Raw genomic sequence first — 19,193 nt, forward strand, 5'->3', positions numbered from 1 at the left:
GGGAAGTTACTGACCGATGACCTGGACCTGGGACAGCGGCACGCTGCCGAGACCGGCGAGGTTGAGCATCAGCTCGCCGCCGTTCTGCCCGAGGGTGACGCTGTCGACGTTGGCCGGCAGCATCGTGTAGAGCGACTTGGTTTCGCCTTCGTACTGCGCCTGTGCCTCGAACTTGTAGGTGCCGGGCGGCATGACCTTGCCGCTGGAGTCCTTGCCGTCCCACATGAAGCTGACGTTGCCGGCCGATTGCTGGCCGAGGCTGACGCGGTTCACCAGGGCGCCGGCGCTGTCGTAGACGTTGACCCAGACGTTGCTGCTGGACACCGGCAGCACGGCCGAGGCCTTGAAGGTTTCCGCGGTATCCACCACCGCCTTCTCGCTCGGGACGATGACCTTGCGGCCCACCAGCGAGGAGGCCTGCAGCGCCTGGGAGGACTGGTAGCCGGAGAGCAGCGAACCCATGCTGCTGTTCAGCTTCTCGATGCCTTCCACCTGGCTGAACTGCGCCAGCTGGGCGATGAACTCGCCGTTTTCCTGGGGCGCCAGGGGGTCCTGGTTGTTCAACTGGGCCACCAGCAGTTCGAGGAACTCGTTCTTGCCGAGGTCCTTGCTCTTGGTCTCGGTCTTGAGCGCGAACTGGTCGAGGACCGATTGGGTATCCGCTACGTTACTGACACTCATGCTGTTCCCTCGCTATCACTGACCCAGGGTCAGCACTTTCTGCATCATCTGTTTGGCGGTGTTCATCATTTCCACGTTGGTCTGGAAGGACCGGCTGGCGGAAATCATGTCGGCCATTTCTTCGACCACGTTGACGTTCGGGTAGTACACGTAGCCCTCGGCGTTGGCCGCCGGGTGGTTGGGCTCGTAGCGCGGCGTCAGGGTGCTCTGGTCCTCGATCACGCCGAGTACCTGTACACCGGCACCGGACTGGTCCTGGTCGGTGAACAGCGAACCACGGTCGCCGTTGCCCAGGGTGTTCTGGAACATGGTGGCGAACACCGGGTGGCGGGCGCGGTAGGTCTGGTCGAGGCTCGAGGAAACGGTCTCGGCGTTGGCGATGTTGCTGGAGATGGTGTTCAGCCGAGTGTTCTGGGCACTCATGCCGGTGCCGGCGATGTTGAAGATGCTGGACAGGGACATGGCTTGGCTCTCCGTTATTCGCCGCGCAGGGCGCCGATCAGCCCTTTGAACTTGCTGTTGAGGAAGGTGAAGCTGGCCTGGAACTGCATGGCGTTCTCGGTGTAGTTCGACTGCTCCAGCTGGGCGTCCACGGTGTTCTCGTCAATGGCGGCCTGGAAGGGGATGCGGTACTTCAGCGAGGCATCGCCCATGTCGAAACCTTCGGCGGCGATGTGCATCTCATTGGTCCGGGTGGCCTGGAAGCTGCCGTGGGCGGCCTTCTCCGATTGCTGGGCGAGCACGCTGGCGAAGTCCAGGTCACGAGCCTTGTAGTTCGGGGTATCGGCGTTGGCGATGTTGTTGGCCAGCACCTCGCCGCGCTGGGCGCGGAAGCTGAGGGCTTGCTGGTGGATGCCGAGGGCCTTTTCGAAACTGATGCTCATGTCCGGAACCTTTGCCAGTGGCAATCTGGTTTGCTTGCCAGATATTTAGCAAAGGCTGTGCCAAAGTTATTTTTTCTTTGTTTTCAAAGGCTTGAGCAGAAAATGGAGCGGCAATAAGCGGCAATCGGGGGTTGCCGGGCGGCAAAGCGGCAAGGGGGTTTGCCGCTCGTTGCCGCTTTGCCGGGAGGCATTCAGTAGGGTGGATGGCGCTTTTCCATTCGCCATCGGTGCCACGCCGAACCTCCGCCTGCATGGGTATCGCTCCGCTCAACCCATCCTACGGGCTATTGCCTGGCTCGCTGCCAGGAGGCACTGCCCTCTCCCGCAAGCAGGCGCGAAGCAATCCTGATGCCCACACCAGCCTGAAACGAATCAGCGAAGATGACGCCGCGCAAACCGCCCCTTCAGGAGGCCGAGCGGAATCGTTGTGGAGGAGGACGAGCGGCATGGATGCCGCGAGAGCCGCGCAGGGCCATGGATGGCCCTTCGCGGCGGGCCTCCGGAACGACGATGTAGCGAGGGAAGTTTGGCGAAGCCAAACCCGGATGGTGGGGCAAGCCCTTTGCTTCCTTTGGGGCGACTGCCAAAGGAAGTCGCCCGGGAAGGCGAAACAGAAACCCGCCGCCCGCTCAGTAATTAGCCGAGCAACAAAACCGGCCTTGCAGCACTCATCGCGCCAGCGGGTACAACCTTTCGTCGAACTGCTCCAGGCGCGGGAACTCCAGGGGCTGGTCCCGCTCCAGCCCCTGCAGGCGGGCCTGGTAGGCGCGCAGGAAGTCTTCGCGGGCGTCATTGCTGATGTAGGGCACATGCCAGGCCACGAAGGGCGGCAACACTTCCAGGCCGACATAGGCCAGGGTGCCCCGCAGCAGCGGCCGCAGCATGTCTTCCAGGGGGCCATGGATGGCGCCTTCGCCGAACATGTGTTCGCGGCCACCCAGGGTCAGGCTAACCAGGGCCTTCTTGCCGGCCAGGCCGCCCTGGTCGTAGAAGCGCTTGCCGCCGTAGCAGACGCCGGACACCAGCACCCGGTCGATCCAGCCCTTGAGGATGGCCGGCACCGAGAACCAGTAGAGCGGGAAGTTGAGGATCAGCAGGTCGGCCCAGAGCAGCTTGTCCAGTTCGCGCTGAATGTCTGGCGCGATGTTGCCGGCCTTGACCGACTCCCGCTGCTCCAGGGCATAGACCAGGTAATCCGGGTTCTGCCGCTCGCCGAAGTCCGCGGCGCTGGCCACCGGGTTCCAGTCCAGGGCGTGGAGGTCGGACTGGCGCACCTCGTGCCCCTGCCCTTGCAGGGTTTCCACGGCCAGGTCGCGCAGGGCGCTGCTGAAGGATTTCGCTTCGGGGTGGGCGTGGACGATCAGTACCTTCATGGTTGTTCCTTGTAGTCGAATCGGCCGGGGGCGCGGCGTGGCCACCATCGGCCATGCCCGCGCCCGCCGCCAAGCATCATTCACCGGGTTTGCGTTGCTCTATCAGTTCGGCGGCGCACAGGGCGATGCGCCGGCAGGCTTCGGTCAGCGGTTCGCTGCCCAGCACCAGGCCCAGGCGGATATGCCCCGCCGCGCTGGGGCCGAAGGCCTCGCCCGCCAGCACCGAGACGCCGTGATCGTCTAGCAGGCGGTCGGCGAAGTCCTGGGCGGAAAGCCCGGTGGCGCGGATATCCACCATCACGAACATGCCGCCGTCCGGCTTCAGTGCACGCAGGCCGGGACAACCTTCCAGGCTGGCGCACACCAGGTCGCGCCGCTGCCGATAGGCCTCGCGCATGGCCGCAAGCTCCGGCAGGCGCGCTTCCAGGGCAACACAGGCGGCGTCCTGGATGAAGTCCGGCGAGCCGTAGAGCATGCACAGGGCGAGGTTTTCCAGGTGCCCGGCGAGCTCCTTCGAGCCCACGACCCAACCCACCCGCCAGCCGGTCATGGCGTGGGACTTGGACAGGCTGTTGATGGTCGCGGTGCGTTCGGCCATGCCCGGCAGGCTGGCCGGGCTGATGTGCTCGCCCTCGAACAGCAGTTCGCTGTAGACCTCGTCGGAAATCATCCACAGGTCGTGGGCGATGCAGAGTTCGGCCAGGGCCGACCAGGTGCCGCGCGGCAGGCTGGCGCCCGAGGGGTTGTGCGGGCTGTTCAGGGCCAGGGCGCGGGTGCGCGGGGTGATGGCCGCGGCGACGTCCTCGGCGCGGATGCGGAAGCCGTTCTCCGAACGCACCGGCACCGGGATCACCCTGGCGCCGCAGGCGCCGAACACCGCTTCGTAGGTGACGTACATGGGCTCGGCGACTATCACCTCGTCGCCCGGATTGAGCAGGCACTGCACCACGCAGTACAGCGCGCACTGGGCACCGGCCAGTACCGTCACCTGGTCGGCGCCGACGGCCTGGCCGCTGCGCTGGTTGTGCCAGGTGGCGATGCGCTGGCGCAGGGCGAGCTTGCCGCGCACGTCGGCGTAGTGGGTGCTGCCACTGAGCAGGCTGTCGACGGCCGCCTGGACGATGGGCTGCGGCGTATCGAAGTCGGGGTCGCCCACCGACAGCAGGAGGATGTCGTCGCCCCGCGCCTGGCGCTCCAGGGCGCGATAGTGGATGTTCCAGGCGGCCGCGCCGTCGCCGGCGATGCGTTGGGTAAGGTCGGAAAAGCGCATGGTCAGCTCCTTGGCTCCTGCTCAGCGGGCGCAGGCATGTTTCAGTTCGATCAGGGTGACGCCCGGATGGCCGAAGCCCGTACGCAGGTCGAGTTCCAGTTCGTCGAGGCTCTGCGGCTGTTTCACGCTGCAACCGAAGGACCGCGCCAGGCCGGCGAAGTCCGGGTTGCGCGGCAGCACGCCGACCGGCTCGATATCCAGGGCGAGCATGTCGTCGCGAATCTGCCCCAGCGCGTCGTTGTTCCACAGGAGCACCACCAGCGGGCTGTCCAGCTCCTCGGTGGCGGTGGCCAGTTCCTGGGCGGTGTAGAGGAAACCGCCATCGCCTACCAGCACCAGGCCGGGCCGCTCGGGTGCGCCGAACTTGGCGCCGATGCCGGCCGGCAGGCCGTAGCCGAGGGTGCCGTAGCCGGTGGGGTGCAGCCAGCTGCGCGGCGCCCGGCTGGCAAAGGCGTAGTTGCCGGTGTAGGCCAGTTGGGTCATGTCGGTGCTGATGAAGGCATCCGCCGGCAAGGCGGCTTTGACGCGATCGAGAATGGCCAGGTGAATCCGTTGCAGGGGGCCCTGGCCATTGCGGACCTCCTCATGCAGCCGGGCCACCCGGGCGACGGCCGCCTCCCCTGCCCCACTCGCCTGGGGCAGGCGCGCCAGCAAGGCCTCCAGGGTTTGCCGGGCATCGCCCTTGAGCGCCACGGCGCAGGGGTAGAAGTCGTTGAACTTGCGCGGGTCGATATCGATGCGGATCAGCTCGCCGGACAGCGGCAGGCGCTCGCGCCAGAAGTCGGTGTCGGCCATCTCGGTGCCCACGGCCAGCACCAGGTCGGCCTCGGCGATCATCTCCCAGCCCGGCGCCACACAGAGGTTGGCACCGGCGTTGAGCGGCGCGTCCGCTGGCAGCAGGCCCTTGCCGGCGACGCTGGTGAACACCGGCGCCCCCAGGCGTTCGCTGAGGGCCTGGACGGCACCGGCAGCTTCCAGTGCGCCGCCGCCGGCGATGATCATCGGGCGCCTGGCACCGGCCAGGCGCGCTGCCGCGACGTCCAGCGACGCGCCGTCGGCCGGGCCACGGCCGGGGCGACGCATCACTTCAGTGGTCCAGTCCCGCGCCACGGGGGCCGCCAGTACGTCCAGCGGCACCGAGATATGCACCGGGCGCGGGCGCTCGCCGTCGAACACGGCAAAGGCGCGGGCCAGCAGCTCGGGCAGGTCCTCGGGGCTCAGGGCCAGCGCCGAGAAGGCGGTGATGGGCGCGGTGATCGCGCGCTGGTCCTGGGTCTCGTGCAGGCAGCCCCAGCCTTTGCCGAGGCTGGCGCTGTGGTTGACGCTGGAGATCACCAGCATCGGGATCGAGTCGGCATGGGCCTGGCCGATGGCGGTGGCGGCGTTGGTCACCCCCGGGCCTGTGATGACGAAACAGACGCCCGGCTTGCCGCTCACCCGCGCATAGCCGTCGGCCATGAAGCCGGCGCCCTGCTCATGGCGGGTCAGCACATGGCGGATGCCGCTGCCGGGCAGGCCACGGTAAAGCTCCAGGGTGTGCACGCCGGGAATGCCGAACACGGTGTCGACGCCGTAGTTGGCCAGGAGGCGGACCAGGGCCTGGCCGCCAGTAAGGGTCTTGTTCTCTTGCATGGATTGATCTCCTTTGAGGGCTCTGCCATGCCGCGTAGGAGCGAGCTCTGCTCGCGAGAACCTACAGCGCGGCCGTTCGCGAGCAGAGCTCGCTCCTACAATTGCGTCATTCGTTCAAGCGGATCAGCGCATCCACCGCGACGGCGCCCTCGGCGTTCACCAGCAGCGGATTGACGTCCAGTTCCAGCAACTGGTCGGCGTGTTCGCAGGCGTAGTCGGCGACGGCGCGGATGGCATCCACCAGGGCGTCCATGTGCACCGCCGGACGGCCACGGAACCCCTGGAGCAGCGGCGCACTGCGCAGGCTCAGCAGGGCCTCGCGGATGGCCGCGTCGGTGGTGGGCAGCAGCAGACTGCGGCTGTCCTTGAGCAGCTCGACGAGAATGCCGCCGGCGCCGATCACCAGTGCCAGGGCGAAACCGTTCTCGCGCTTGATGCCGACGATCAGCTCGGCCAGCGGCGGGCTCGCCATACGCTCCAGCAGCACCTGCTCGAAGGCCACCTGGGGTGCATGCCGGGCAAGGCTTTCGCGCATGTCCTGCACCGCGGCCTCCAGGGCCGCCTCGTTGCGCAGGTTGAGGGCCACGCCACCGGCTTCGGTCTTGTGCGGCAGCGCGCTGCTGACCGCCTTGAGCACCAGCGGGAAACCGAGGTCGACGGCGGCTGCGCGAGCCTGGCCCGGGGTGCTCAGTACCGCGTGCGGCAGCGGCACGCCGAAGGGCTTCAGCGCCTGCTTGGACTGCCACTCATCGAGCAACCGGCCCTGGCCTTCCAGCGGCTGCGGGCAGATCGGCACCAGCGCCGCATCGCCACGGGCCAGCAGCGCCTGGCGCTGGTGCTGGTAATGGGCGACACGCGCCCAGGCGGCCAGGCCGTCCTCCACGCCCTGCAAGGCGGCGACGCCCTGGGCGTGCAGCAGTTCGCGGGCATGGGCCGGCAGCAGTTCGGGGAAGGCCGAGGCGATGAAACCGACCTTGCCGTGGCGCTTGAGGGCGGCGCAGTAGAGATTCAGCAGCAGGTCGCACTGGGGCCGCTCGCCGGTTTCCTCGCCGGGGTAGTCGAGCACCAGCAGGGCCGCGTCGACGGGGGTGCGCAGCGCGGTGTCGAGCATGCGCTCCAGCGCCGCACCGTCGCCCCAGATGGCGGTGGTGAAGTCCAGCGGGTTGGCGATGTTGGCGTAGTCCGGCAACACCTGGGCCAGCTCGCTGCGTTGCCCATCGTCGAGCTTGGGCAGCGGCAGGCCGTTGCCTTCGGCGTAGTCGGCGATCAACCCGGCATCACCGCCGGAGCAGGCCAGCGCGACCAGGCTCGGACCATTGGGCAGGTTGCCGCAGGCGGCGGCCTTGAGGGTTTCGACGAAGCTCACCGGGCCGCTGACGCGGATCACCCCGAGACGCTCGAACAGGCTGTCGTACAGCGCATCGGAACCGGCCAGGGAGCTGGTGTGGCTGAGGGCCAGTTCGGCGCCGATTTCGGACACGCCGGTCTTCAGCGCGATCACCGGGATGCCCTTCTGCAAGGCCTTGTAGGCGGCACGGGCGAATCCCGGGACATTCTTCAGGCCTTCCAGGTGCAGGCCGATGGCGGTCACCCGCGGCTCGTCCAGCAGCACGTCCATCAGTTCGGCCACGCCGAGCTGGGCCTGGTTGCCCACCGAGGCCATGTAGGCCACCGGCAGGGAGCGGTCGCTCATGGACAGGTTGTAGGCGAAGTTGCCGCTCTGGGTGAGCACCGCGACGCCCTTGTCCACCTGCTTGCCGCCGTGGGCCACCGGCCACAGGGCGGCGCCGTGCAGGTAATCGAGCAGGCCGTAGCAGTTGGGCCCGAGCAGCGCCATCTCACCGGCGGCCGCCAGCAGCTGCGCCTGCAGGTCCTGGCCCTCGGCGCCGGTTTCGGCGAAACCGGAGGCGTAGCAGATGGCCCCACCCGCACCCTTGGCGGCGAGGGCGGCGACGCTGTCCAGGGTCTGTTCGCGGTTGGTGGCGATGAACACCGCATCCGGCCCGCAGGGCAGGTCGGCGACGCTGGCGACGCAAGGCACGCCTTCAAGCTCGACGTGCTGCGGGTTGACCAGCCACAGCTGCCCGGCGAAGCCGCCTTCGGCGCAGCGCTTCAAGGCGCGGGCCATGCTGCGTCCGCCGATGAAGGCCAGGTGCCGGGGCGCCAGCAGGCGCTTGAGGTTGTCTCGTTGGGTCATGTCGGGCCTCCGGTCAGCGCAGCAGCGGCCGCAGCAGTTCGCGGGAAATGATGTGGCGCTGGATTTCCGAGGTGCCTTCCCAGATGCGCTCGATCCGCGCGTTGCGCCAGATGCGCTCCACCGGGCCTTCGTCCATCAGGCCCATGCCGCCGAAGATCTGCACCGCTTCGTCGGCCACGCGGCCGAGCACTTCGCTGGCGAACAGCTTGGCCATGCCCGCTTCGCCATCGGTCATGCTGCCCTGGTCCATCTTCCAGGCGGTGTGCAGGGTCATCAGCTCGGCCGCGCGGATCTGCGTGGCCATGTCGGCGAGCTTGAAGGAGATGCCCTGGTAGCTGCCGATGGGCTGGCCGAACTGCTTGCGGTCGGCCGCCCACTGCAGCGACAGGTCCAGCGCGCGCTGGGCCTGGCCGACGCAGTTGGCCGCGACCATCACCCGGCCGGCGGTGAGCCAGGCGTTGGCCACTTCCCAGCCCTTGTCGACCTCGCCCAGCACCTGGGAGGCCGGCACCCGGCAGTCGTCGAAGAAGATTTCGTAGGTGTGATAGCCCTTGTTGCTGACGCAGCGGGGCCCACGGCGGGTGGTCATGCCGGGGGTGCCCTTGTCCACCAGGAAGGAGGTCACCGCGTTGCGCTTCTTGCCGTTGTGCTCATAGGTGTCGGTGACGGCGAAGACGATGGCGAAGTCGGCATGGCCGGCATGACTGATGAAGTGCTTGCTGCCGTTCAGCACGAAGTCGTCGCCGTCGCGCACGGCGCGGGTCTTGATGGCATTGGCGTCGGAACCGGCGCCCGGCTCGGTGAGCGCGAAGCAGTCGATCTTCTCGCCCTGGATGCAGGGCAGCAGGTAGCGCTCGATCTGCTCGCCCTTGCAGGCCATGAGGATCTTCGAGGGCCGCGCGACGAACACGTGCAGCGCCCAGGAGACCTTGGACAGCTCGCGTTCGACGAGGGCCTGGGACAGGTAGTCCAGGCCGCCGCCACCCACCTCCTCCGGCATGTTGAAGGCGTAGAAACCGGCGGCCAGGGCCTTGCCGCGGATCTGCGCGGCGAGCTCGGGGGACACGGCGTCGGCGCGGTCCACTTCCTCTTCGTAGGGCAGCAGTTCTTTTTCGACGAAGCTCTTCACCGCCTCGACGAGCATGTCCTGTTCTTGCGTCAGTTTGAAATCCATGGGGTCACCTGCCGGCGCTTAGCGGCCATTGAATTGGGGGGAGCGTTTCTCGGCCACGGCGCGCAGGGCCTCGGCGGCATCCTCGCTACGGCCGCAGAGCAGCCCGGCGGCCTGTTCGGCCACCAGTTGCTGGGCCAGGGAGCGGCTGGCGCCGTCCTGGATCAGCGCCTTGGTCTGGGCGAAGGCGAAGGTGGGCCCGGCTGCGAGGCGAGCGGCCAGTTGGCCGGCGACGTCCGCCAACGACTCGTCGGCGCAGACTTCACCCACCAGGCCGACCGCCAGGGCGCGCTCGGCGCCCCAGAGCTCGTCGAGGAACAACAGGCGCTTGGCCTGCTCGGCGCCGATCAGCCGTGGCAGATGCCAGCTGGCGCCGGCGTCCGGGGCGTAGGCCATGCCGGTGTAGCCGGCCTTGAAACGCGCGGAGGCGGCGGCGATGCGGAAGTCGCAGCACAGGGTCAGGTCCATCCCGGCGCCCACGGCGGTGCCGTTGATGGCGGCGATGGTCGGCTTGGCCAGGCCGTGCAGGCGGTTCATCAGGGCATGGGCGGTTTCGGTCCAGCCGTAGGTTTCCAGCGCGCCACGGGCTTCGGCCTCGGCCCATTCGGCGAGGTCCGCGCCGGCACAGAAGCTGCGCCCTTCGCCGCTCAGCACCAGCACCCGCACGGCCGGGTCGGCTTCATGGGCATCCAGCAGTTCGAGCAGGGCGTTGAGGGTGGGGATGTCCAGTGCGTTGCGCTGCTGGGGGCGATTCAGGGTGATGCGGGCGATGCCGGCGTCGACCTGGCTGAGCAAGGTGGTCATGGGAACCCTCGTCTTGTTGTCTGTGTAGTGAGGAGGAATGTGGGTAGATCCTAAACGAGTGTTCAGGAAGACGGCAATCCTGCCCAAATGGGGTATGTAACGGCGAAAAACATCACCTAAGTCTCTGTTCTTGCTTGTGTTTTACTGAAGTAGTGGAGATTGGACGCGCAGGTTGTTACATCTTCGAACAAGTCGGGACCAGGGGCCTTCGGTACCACCTACGGGGCTGGCGCGGCGCTGTTCCGGAATACCTGTAGGAGCGAAAGCCGGCCGTGCCAATAAGGGGCATCGAGCTCGGTTGGGCATGGCGCACCCTTAGTAACGAACCCCCGCTCTCCAGACGGAGAGCGGGGGCGTTTCAGCCTGTGGATGGCTCAGAGGGCGGGTGCTGCCACTGCGCGGCGCTGGCGCTTGAGTTGCAGGAAGTAGTAGACGCCGTAGCACAGCCCGACGAAGCCGAAGCCCCAATAGAGCGACGGGCGCTGGGTCGGGTCCAGGGCGAGGAAGACGAACAGCGAGCTGCACAGGAGGATGCAGGCGAGCGGCAGGAAGGGGTACAGCGGCGCGGCGTACTTGAGGTCCTGCACGCTGCCGCCGGCCCGGTAGAGCTCGCGGCGGAAGCGGTACTGGGCCAGGGCGATGACGATCCAGGTCACGGTGCCGGCCATGCCGCTGACGGCCATCAGCACCATGAACAGGGTGTCGGCGGCCACCACGCTGGTCAGCAACGACAGCAGCGCGAAGCACAGGGTGATGCTCAGGGCGCGCAGCGGCACGCCGCGACTGCTCAGGGTCGACAGGCCGCGCGGCGCCATGCCGGTCTTGGACATCGCCCAGAGGATGCGGGTGGAGGCATAGAGGCCGGAGTTACCCACCGAGAGGATGGCGGTGAGGATGACGAAGTTCATCAGGTCGGCGGCGAAGGGAATGCCGACCATGTCGAATACCTGGACGAAGGGACTCTCCATCAGGCCGGCCTGCTGCCAGGGCACGATGGCCGAGAGCACCACGATGGCCAGCACATAGAAGATCAGCACGCGGAACACCACGTTGCGCACGGCGCGGGGGATGCTCTTCTCCGGCTGGTCGGTCTCGCCGGCGGCCACGCCCATGATCTCGCAGCCCTGGAAGGCGTAGACCACCGCCATCATCACCGCGAACACGGCGGAAATGCCGTTGGGGAACAGGCTGTCGCCGATCAGGTTGGAGAACATCGGGGCCGGCGCGCCGCTGGCCAGCGGCAGGCCGCCGAAGATGGCCAGCAGGCCGACGACGATGAAGGCGAGGATGGCCGCCACCTTGATCCCGGAGAACCAGTACTCGGCCTCACCGAAGGCGCGGGTGGCCAGGGCGTTGAGGGAGAACAGCACCACGACGAAGAGCGCCGACCAGTACCAGATGGGCACCTCGGGGAACCAGCGGGTCATCAGCATGCCGGCGGCGGTGAACTCCAGGCCGACCGTGGTGGCCCAGCTCATCCAGTAGACCCAACCGATCATGAAGCCGGTGCCGGGGCCGATGTAGCGGGTGGCGTGGGCCTGGAAGGAGCCGGACACCGGCATCTGCACCGAGAGTTCGCCCAGGCAGACCATCACCAGGTACATCAGTACGCCGGCCACCAGGTAGGCCAGCACGGCGCCGGCCGGGCCGCCCTGGTTGATGGTGACGCCCGACCCCATGAACAGGCCGGTGCCGATCACGCCGCCCAGGGACAGCATGAAAATGTGGCGGCTCTTCAGCGCGCGGGTGAGCTGGATGCGATCTTCAGACATGGCGCACCTCGGCGGAGAGGTGGCGGGAAAGGCGGGCTTTGCGGGTCATTATTCTTGTCTCCAATAGGCCACGAGTACCGCGCCGGGCGCGGTTCGGACCGATTATTGGAAGGACTTGTAAGACGCCGTTGAACCCTGGGATCGAAGTTGTAAAAAGTCGTAAGGAATTTGTTCGATGCTCAGCCGGGGGGTTGCAACAACTCATCCAGCGCCTGCGCCGAACGCGCCAGCAGGTCGTCCAGGCGCGGGCGCAGCGCCAGCAAGGCATCGGCGTCGCCGACCAGGGCCAGCTCTTCCAGCTCCCGCAGGCAGGCCGCCAGCACGCGCAGGCCCAGGGATTCGCTGCTGCCGGCCAGGCGATGGGCGAGGTGTCCGACTTCGGTGCAGTCGCGCGCGGCCAGGGCGTCCAGCAGCGCGCCTCGGTGCTCGATGAGCATGCGCCGCAACAGCGCCAGCAACCCCTGGAGCTTCTGCTCGCCGAGCAGGTCGCGGTGCGTATCCAGCAACTGTCGGTCCAGCAGTTGCCGGTCCAGGAGTTCGGCGGCGGCCGTCTGGTCCTCCAGCGGCCCCTGCCCGGCCAGGGCCCGGCGCAGGTCGTCGAGTTTCAGCGGCTTGGCCAGGGCGCCCTGCATGCCGGCGTCCAGGCAGCTGCGCACCAGCGCCGGCAGCGGGCTGGCGGTGAACGCGAGGATACGGCTGGCGCGATTCTGCCCCTGGCCGTCGGCGCGGATCAGCCGGCACAGCTCGGTGCCGGCCATGCCCGGCAGGTGCAGGTCGAGCAGGATCAGGTCGAAGCGCCGCTGGCGGCACAGCAGCAGGGCCGGCTCGGCGTCCTCGGCCAGGCTCACGCGGTGACCGTCGCGCTCCAGCAGCCCGGCGACCACCTCGCGGTTGAGCGCCACGTCTTCCACCACCAGTACCTCCAGCGAATGCGCCAGGGGCATCAGGGCCGGCGCCGACTGGAGGTTGCGCGCCGCGCCCAGTTCCAGCTCGAACCAGAAGCAGCTACCCACGCCCTCCTCGCTCTCCACGCCGATGCGCCCGCCCATCAACTCCACCAGGCGCTTGCTGATGGAGAGCCCGAGGCCGGTGCCGCCGTAGCGCTGGGCCACCGCCTCGCTGGCCTGGATAAAACGCTCGAAGATCTTCGCCTGCATGTCGGGGGCGATGCCGATGCCGTCATCGCGGACGCTGATGTGCAGGCGCTGGCCGTCGGCCAGGTCCTCCAGCAGCCGCACCTCCACCATGACGTCGCCGTCCTCGGTGAATTTCACTGCGTTGGCCAGGAGGTTGCTCAATACCTGGCGAAGGAACTGCTCCGCGCCATGGCAACGCGCCTGCACCCGTGGATCGAGGCGCGAGCGCAGGATGGTGCCATTGGCACTGGCCCGTGGCTCCAGCAGGGTGAGCACCTGGTCGAGCAGGTCCGGCAGGGAGAAATCCACCTGCTCGGGTCGGCTCCCGCCCTCTTCCAGCCGGGCGAAGTAGAGCACTTCGTTGAGGATCGCCAGCAGCCCCTCGGCGGCCTTGTACAGGGCCTCCAGGCGCCTGCCGTCTCGTTCGTCCAGGGCCGCCCCGCGCAGCAGTTCGGCCATGCCGAGAATGCCGTTGAGCGGCGTGCGGATCTCATGGCTCATGGTGGCCAGGAAGCGCGACTTGGCGAGGTTGGCGGCCTCGGCCTCCTCCTTGGCCCGCTGCAGGCTGGCGGTGCGCCGTTGCACCATGTCCTGCAGGGCGGCGCGGTCTTCCTCACGGCGATGGATGTCGTCGAGGATGGCCCGGCGCATGTCGTCCAGCGACTGGGCGACGGTATCGATCTCGTCACTCCTGCGCCCAGCCGGGCGATCCAGGCGCAGGGCCTCGTGCCAGTCGCCGGAGCCGATGCGCCGGGCGAAGTCGGCCATCACCTGCAGGTGGCGGGTCACCAGGTGGTGGAACAGCCAGGACAGCGCGACGGCCAGGCCGCAGAGGAACACGCCCATCCACAGGAGGCTGGTCAGCCCGGTGGCGTAAAGGCGCCGGTAGACCGCGCCGAGGTCGATATCCACCGCCAGCTCGCCGAGTTCGCGCACCTCGCCATCGGGTGGCTGGTAGGACAGCGCGAAGCGTTCGCTGCGCAACGGACCGGCGGGTCGCTCCAGGCCTTCCTGCAGGTCGAAGTCGGCGCTGGTCAGGCGCACCCGGGCGATGTCGGGGAAGTCGGCCAGGCCACGCAGCTGCATCTTCAGCTGCTCCTGGTTGAGGTCCCAGAGGCTGCGCTCGAAGCTGGCCAGGTAGCCGACGCGAATCAGTTCCAGGCGCTCGTCGATGTCGCGCATCTCGCGGCGGTATTCCAGCTGCAGTTGCACGGCGCTGGCCAACAGGGTGAAGCACAGGCTGAACAGCAGGATGAACAACAGCAGCCGTCGCAGCAGCCCGCCGGCCGGCTTGGGCGCCGTCATGGGCGCGGCTCCGGCTGGGCGATCATGTCGCGGTAGGCGGCCTCGCTCTGCGCCAGCCAGCGCTCGATCTCGCCGCTGTCGGCAAGGCGCTGGAGCTCGCGGTCGATTTCCGCCATGCGCGCGGCCAGGGGCGAGCGCCGCGACACCGCCAGGCGCAGGTGATCGACCGCCAGGGTGATGGGCAGCTCGGCGATATCCGAGCCGCCCGCCAGGTGCTCGATATAGAGCCGGCCGGTGCGCCGCTCGTAGGGAATGAAGTCGATGCGGCCTCGCACCAGCTTGCCGAAGTTCTGCTGGCTGTCGGAGACCCACTCGAAATTGCCGGCACGGGCGACTTCGCGGTCGAAGGCTTCGCCGTAGCTCTCCCCGAACAGCAGGCCGCCGCGATAGCGCCGCAAGTCTTCCAGCCGCTCCACCTGGAGCGGGCGCCGGCGGTTGTAGAACACCGCCACCTCCTCGCGCAGCACCGGCACCTCGGCGAACACCAGGTCGTTCTCGCGCTCTGGGGTGCGGTAGGCGAGCACCACGTCCACGCGCCCCTGGGCGGCGTCCATCAGGCAGCGCTTCCAGTTGCCCAGCACGACGGTTTCCAGACCCAGGCCGAGCCTGGCGAACACCGCCTCGACCACCCGGGGTGCCAGGCCGCGCACATGCGTGCCGTCGCTCCAGGAAATCGGCGGGTACACCGGGTAGTCGCAGTACCGCACGGCCGGCGCGGCCTGGACTGTGGAGCAAAACAGCAGGATGGCCAGCAGCCAGGCACGCGCCATGGCTTCAGGCGGCGCTGGCGGCGGCGGTGAACAGATAGCCCGCGCCGTGGATGGTGATGATCAGCTGCGGCTCGGCGGGGTCGTCGTGCAGCTTGCGCCGCAGGCGTCCCACCAGGACGTCGATGGAGCGGTCGTTGGGCAGCCATTCGCGGTTGCGGATCTGGTCCATCAGTTGGTCGCGGCTGAGGGTGTGCCCGGCATTGCGCAGGAACACGCTGAGCAACTGGAACTCGCCGTGGGTGAGCAGGGTTTCGCTGCCGTCCGGGTCGATCAGGCGCCGGCGGTCGCCGTCCAGCATCCAGCCGGCGAAGCGCTTGAGCTGGGTGGCGGGCGCCGCGGCCGGCTGTTGTGCATGGCGCACCCGGCGCACCAGGTTCTTGGCGCGGGATACCAGCTCGCGGGGATTCAGGGGTTTGACCACGTAATCGTCGGCACCGCATTCGAGGCCGACGATGCGGTCGACTTCGTCGTTGCGGCCGGTGATGAGGATGATGCCGACCTCCGAGCGTACCCGCAGCTCGCGGGTCAGGGTCAGGCCGTCCTTGCCGGGCAGGCGGATGTCGAGCATCACCAGGTCCACCGGGCTTTCCGCCAGGCAGGCTTCGGCCTGTTCGGCGGTGCCCGCGCAACGCACCTGGTAGCCCTCCTGGGCCAGGTAGGACTGGAGCAGTTCGCGAATCAGCGGATCGTCGTCGACGATCAGCACACTGGGAGCCATGGCAATTGCCCTCCGCCTCCGCAATAGGGCGGGGCGTTCTTATTGTTAGGGGTGGCTGGAGGTTATCGATAGTTGAACGATCGATCAACGGACGCCGACGGGCCGCAGGAAGCGCTGCACCCCGCCCGCCTGCAGGCCGTCCACCCAGGCTTCGCAGATCTGCACGCCCTGCTCCGGGGTGAAGGTCGAGGGGTTCAGCCCGGATTCCAGCCAGAGGCCGTCGAGCAAGGCGCTCAGGCTGATGGCCGCCAGCTCCCCATCGAAGCCCTGCCAGCCCTCCTCCGCGGCCAGCTCGCCGAGCACCTTGGCAAGGATGGCGCGGTACTCGCCGTAGGAATGGTCGTGGGCCTGGTTGATGGCCTGGGCGGTTTTCACCGCGCCCCAGAAGGCCAGCCAGGCTTCGAGCAATTGCGGATCCAGCAATTCGGCGCAGAAGGACGCCTGGAAGAACGCCGAGAGGCGCGCCCGTGGGCTCGGCTGGGCGGCGTCGATGGCCTCGCGCAGCATCCCCATCACCCGCCCGGTGACGGCCAGGTAGGCCTCGGCCACCAGCTCGTCCTTGCCGGCGTAGTGATGGTTGATCAGGCCCACCGACACGCCGGCCTCGGCGCAGATCTTGCGGATCGACGCGCCCTGGAAGCCATGGCGCTTGAGGCAGACGAGGGTCGCCTCGATCAGGTGGGCCTTGCGCAGTTCGGGGTCAAGGCGGGAGTAGCGCACATCCTGGGTGGTCATGCCGAAAGCTCCTGTGCTGGCACGGCGAATCTGAACGACTGTACAGGAAGACGTCGATCACACCTACCCGTTCGGGTTATGGCCGCTGGCGGGCCGGCGGCACAGAGTAGGTAGCAGGTGAACCGATAACAACTACAGAGGTGGAACCGACATGCGCAAGACCCTGGTTGCAGCACTCGGCACGACGCTCATCCTGCTGCCCGCCCTCAGTTCGGCGGACGACGGCAAGACCTTGCGCCTGTACAACTGGTCGGACTACATCGGCGAGCACACCCTCGCCAATTTCGAGAAGGCCACCGGCATCAAGGTGGTCTACGACACCTTCGACTCCTACGAGACGGTCCAGGGCAAACTGCTGCCGGGCCGCTCCGGCTACGACCTGGTGGTGCTCAATGCCGCCCTGGTGCCGCCGCTGCTCCAGGCCGGAGTGTTCCAGCCGCTGGACAAATCCCGCCTGCCGAGCTGGAACAACCTCGACGCCAAGGTACTGGCGAGCCTCGAGCATTACGACCCGGGCGTGACCTACTCGGCGCCCTACACCTGGGGCAGCAACGGCATCACCTACAACGTCGACATGATCAAGGCCCGTATGCCCGACGCGCCCATCGGTTCCCTGGCGATGATCTTCGACCCGAAGGTGGTGTCGCGCTTCGCCGACTGCGGCGTGACCCTGATCGACTCGCCCACCGATGTGCTGCCGCTGGCCCTGGCGTATCTCGGCCGCGACCCGAACAGCGCGGCGCCGGAGGACCTCAAGGCCGCGCAGGAGCTGCTGCTGAAGGTGCGCCCCTATATCCGCAAGTTCGACTCCATGAGCTACCTCAACGGCCTGGCCAACGGCGACCAGTGCATCGCCATGACCTGGTCCGGCGACTACGCCACCGCCCAGGCCCGCGCCGAGGAAGCCGGCGCCAAGGTGAAGCTGGACTACTTCATTCCCAAGGAAGGCTCGCTGATCTGGTTCGATGACTTCTACATCCCCAAGGACGCGCCCAACGTGGAGAACGCCCACGCGTTCATCGAATACATGCTGCAACCCAAGGTGATCGCCGAAGTCACCGACTACATCCGCTACGCCAACAGCAACCAGGCGGCCACGCCGCTGATCGCGGCCGAGGTGCGCAACGACCCGGCGATCTATCCGGACGACGCCACCCGCGCCCGCCTGTTCACCCAGAAAACCCAGCCGCCCAAGGCAATGCGCCTGATCACCCGTACCTGGAATACGGTCAAGACCGGCAAATGATCTGAACACTGCCCAGTACCAGATGGACCCGAGGTAACGACCATGAACACCCCCAACGCCGATTTCTTCGCCCAGTTCGACAACGAGCGCCTGGTGGCCGCCGACAAGGCGCACTACATGCACGGCTACCACGTCTTCGACGACCACCGGGAGAACGGTTCGCTGAACATCGCCGCCGGTAACGGCGCCTACATCTACGACACGGCGGGAACCCGCTACCTGGACGCCGTGGGCGGCATGTGGTGCACCAACATCGGCCTCGGCCGCGAGGAGATGGCCGAGGCCATCGCCGACCAGGTGCGCCGCCTGGCCTACTCCAACCCCTTCTGCGACATGGCCAACGTCACCGCCATCGAACTCTGCGAGAAGCTCGCCGAGCTGGCGCCCGGGGATCTCGACCACGTGTTCCTCACCACCGGCGGCTCGACCGCCGTGGACACCGCCTACCGCCTGGTGCAGTACTACCAGAACTGCCGGGGCAAGCCCGAGAAGAAGCACGTCATCACCCGCATCAACGCCTATCACGGCTCCACCTTCCTGACCATGTCCCTGGGCGGCAAGGCCGCGGACCGCCCGGCGGAGTTCGACTTCCTCAAGGACCGCATCCACCACATCTCGTGCCCCAACCCCTACCGCGCGCCGCAGGGCATGGACGAGGCGCAGTTCCTCGACTTCCTGGTCAACGAGTTCGAGGACAAGATCCTCACCCTGGGCGCGGACCGGGTGGCGGCCTTCCTCGCCGAGCCGATCATGGGCTCGGGCGGGGTGATCATTCCCCCCGCCGGCTACCACAAGCGCATGTGGGAGGTCTGCCAGCGCCACGATGTGCTCTATATCTCGGACGAGGTGGTGACCTCCTTCGGCCGCCTCGGCGCCTTCTTCGCCTCGGAGGATGTGTTCGGCGTGGTGCCGGACATCATCACCACCGCCAAGGGGCTGACCTCCGGCTATCTGCCGCTGGGCGCGTGCATCTTCTCCGAACGCATCTGGAAGGTGATCGGCGAGCCGGGCAAGGGACGCTGCTTCAGCCATGGCTTCACCTACAGCGGGCACCCGGTGAGTTGCGTCAGCGCGCTGAAGAACATCGAGATCATCCAGCGGGAAAACCTGCTGGCCCATGTGGATGACGTGGGCACCTACCTGGAGGAACGCCTGGCGACCCTGGCCGACCTGCCGCTGGTGGGCAGCGTGCGCTGCAAGAAGCTCATGGCCTGCGTCGAGTTCGTCGCCGACAAGGCGAGCAAGGCGCTGTTCCCCGATGAACTGAACATCGGCGAGCAGATCCATTTGCGCGCGCAGAAGCGCGGGCTGCTGGTGCGCCCCATCGTCCACCTGAACGTGATGTCGCCACCGCTGACCATCACCCGCGCCCAGGTGGACGAGATAGTCGACACCCTGCGCGAGGCCATCCTCGAAACCGCTGCCGACCTGCAACGAAGCGGTGACTATGCGGGCAACTGATGACACTTGGCCCCGTGCCGCCGGCGCCAGTAGACTGC

Annotated in this window: 16 protein-coding genes; 2 read left to right on the forward strand and 14 right to left on the reverse strand. The window is 67.5% G+C overall.

Annotated features, from left to right (window positions below):
• Positions 1 to 6: 6 nt before the first annotated feature.
• The 14 genes from flgD to PCA10_RS20085 all read right to left on the reverse strand — a co-directional run bounded on the left by flgD (position 7) and on the right by PCA10_RS20085 (position 16,448).
• Positions 7 to 681: a flagellar hook assembly protein FlgD gene (flgD, locus tag PCA10_RS20020; protein ID WP_016493896.1), complete on the reverse strand. Its 675-nt coding sequence runs from the start codon at positions 679 to 681 to the stop codon at positions 7 to 9.
• 15 nt (positions 682 to 696) lie between these two features.
• Positions 697 to 1,143: a flagellar basal body rod protein FlgC gene (flgC, locus tag PCA10_RS20025; RefSeq protein ID WP_016493897.1), complete on the reverse strand. Its 447-nt coding sequence runs from the start codon at positions 1,141 to 1,143 to the stop codon at positions 697 to 699.
• 14 nt (positions 1,144 to 1,157) lie between these two features.
• Positions 1,158 to 1,565: a flagellar basal body rod protein FlgB gene (flgB, locus tag PCA10_RS20030; RefSeq protein WP_041770375.1), complete on the reverse strand. Its 408-nt coding sequence runs from the start codon at positions 1,563 to 1,565 to the stop codon at positions 1,158 to 1,160.
• Positions 1,566 to 2,233: 668 nt separating this feature from the next.
• A complete protein-coding gene (locus PCA10_RS20035) occupies positions 2,234 to 2,938 on the reverse strand; it encodes an NAD(P)H-dependent oxidoreductase (RefSeq protein WP_016493899.1) in 705 nt (234 codons plus the stop codon).
• 76 nt (positions 2,939 to 3,014) lie between these two features.
• On the reverse strand, positions 3,015 to 4,208 hold the full coding sequence (locus tag PCA10_RS20040) for a pyridoxal phosphate-dependent aminotransferase (protein WP_016493900.1): 1,194 nt from the start codon (positions 4,206 to 4,208) through the stop codon (positions 3,015 to 3,017).
• Positions 4,209 to 4,229: 21 nt separating this feature from the next.
• The gene (locus PCA10_RS20045) at positions 4,230 to 5,840 is read right to left on the reverse strand and encodes a 5-guanidino-2-oxopentanoate decarboxylase (protein WP_016493901.1); all 1,611 of its coding nucleotides are present in this window, start codon (positions 5,838 to 5,840) and stop codon (positions 4,230 to 4,232) included.
• A gap of 106 nt (positions 5,841 to 5,946) precedes the next feature.
• Entirely contained in the window at positions 5,947 to 8,037 is a 2,091-nt protein-coding gene (locus tag PCA10_RS20050; protein ID WP_016493902.1) for an acetate--CoA ligase family protein, read from the reverse strand.
• Between the two features lie 13 nt (positions 8,038 to 8,050).
• Positions 8,051 to 9,211, reverse strand: a complete 1,161-nt coding sequence (locus PCA10_RS20055) for an acyl-CoA dehydrogenase family protein (protein ID WP_016493903.1) — start codon at positions 9,209 to 9,211, stop codon at positions 8,051 to 8,053.
• 18 nt (positions 9,212 to 9,229) lie between these two features.
• Positions 9,230 to 10,012, reverse strand: a complete 783-nt coding sequence (locus PCA10_RS20060; RefSeq protein WP_016493904.1) for an enoyl-CoA hydratase/isomerase family protein — start codon at positions 10,010 to 10,012, stop codon at positions 9,230 to 9,232.
• 374 nt (positions 10,013 to 10,386) lie between these two features.
• Entirely contained in the window at positions 10,387 to 11,784 is a 1,398-nt protein-coding gene (locus PCA10_RS20065; protein WP_016493905.1) for an amino acid permease, read from the reverse strand.
• 179 nt (positions 11,785 to 11,963) lie between these two features.
• Positions 11,964 to 14,225: an ATP-binding protein gene (locus PCA10_RS20070; protein ID WP_016493906.1), complete on the reverse strand. Its 2,262-nt coding sequence runs from the start codon at positions 14,223 to 14,225 to the stop codon at positions 11,964 to 11,966.
• Entirely contained in the window at positions 14,222 to 14,995 is a 774-nt protein-coding gene (locus PCA10_RS20075; protein WP_016493907.1) for a substrate-binding periplasmic protein, read from the reverse strand. Before PCA10_RS20075 ends, PCA10_RS20070 begins: the two co-directional genes overlap by 4 nt.
• A gap of 4 nt (positions 14,996 to 14,999) precedes the next feature.
• Entirely contained in the window at positions 15,000 to 15,719 is a 720-nt protein-coding gene (locus PCA10_RS20080) for a response regulator (RefSeq protein WP_144277063.1), read from the reverse strand.
• Between the two features lie 78 nt (positions 15,720 to 15,797).
• Entirely contained in the window at positions 15,798 to 16,448 is a 651-nt protein-coding gene (locus PCA10_RS20085) for a TetR family transcriptional regulator C-terminal domain-containing protein (protein WP_016493909.1), read from the reverse strand.
• A gap of 151 nt (positions 16,449 to 16,599) precedes the next feature.
• Here PCA10_RS20085 and PCA10_RS20090 point away from each other — a divergent pair, with 151 nt between their 5' ends.
• Both PCA10_RS20090 and PCA10_RS20095 read left to right on the forward strand, forming a co-directional pair.
• Positions 16,600 to 17,694 (forward strand): polyamine ABC transporter substrate-binding protein, encoded by a 1,095-nt coding sequence (locus PCA10_RS20090; protein WP_016493910.1) that lies wholly within the window; start codon positions 16,600 to 16,602, stop codon positions 17,692 to 17,694.
• 42 nt (positions 17,695 to 17,736) lie between these two features.
• Positions 17,737 to 19,155, forward strand: a complete 1,419-nt coding sequence (locus PCA10_RS20095) for an aminotransferase (protein ID WP_016493911.1) — start codon at positions 17,737 to 17,739, stop codon at positions 19,153 to 19,155.
• Positions 19,156 to 19,193: the final 38 nt, after the last annotated feature.

The organism is Pseudomonas resinovorans NBRC 106553 (assembly GCF_000412695.1).
GTDB lineage: Bacteria > Pseudomonadota > Gammaproteobacteria > Pseudomonadales > Pseudomonadaceae > Metapseudomonas > Metapseudomonas resinovorans_A.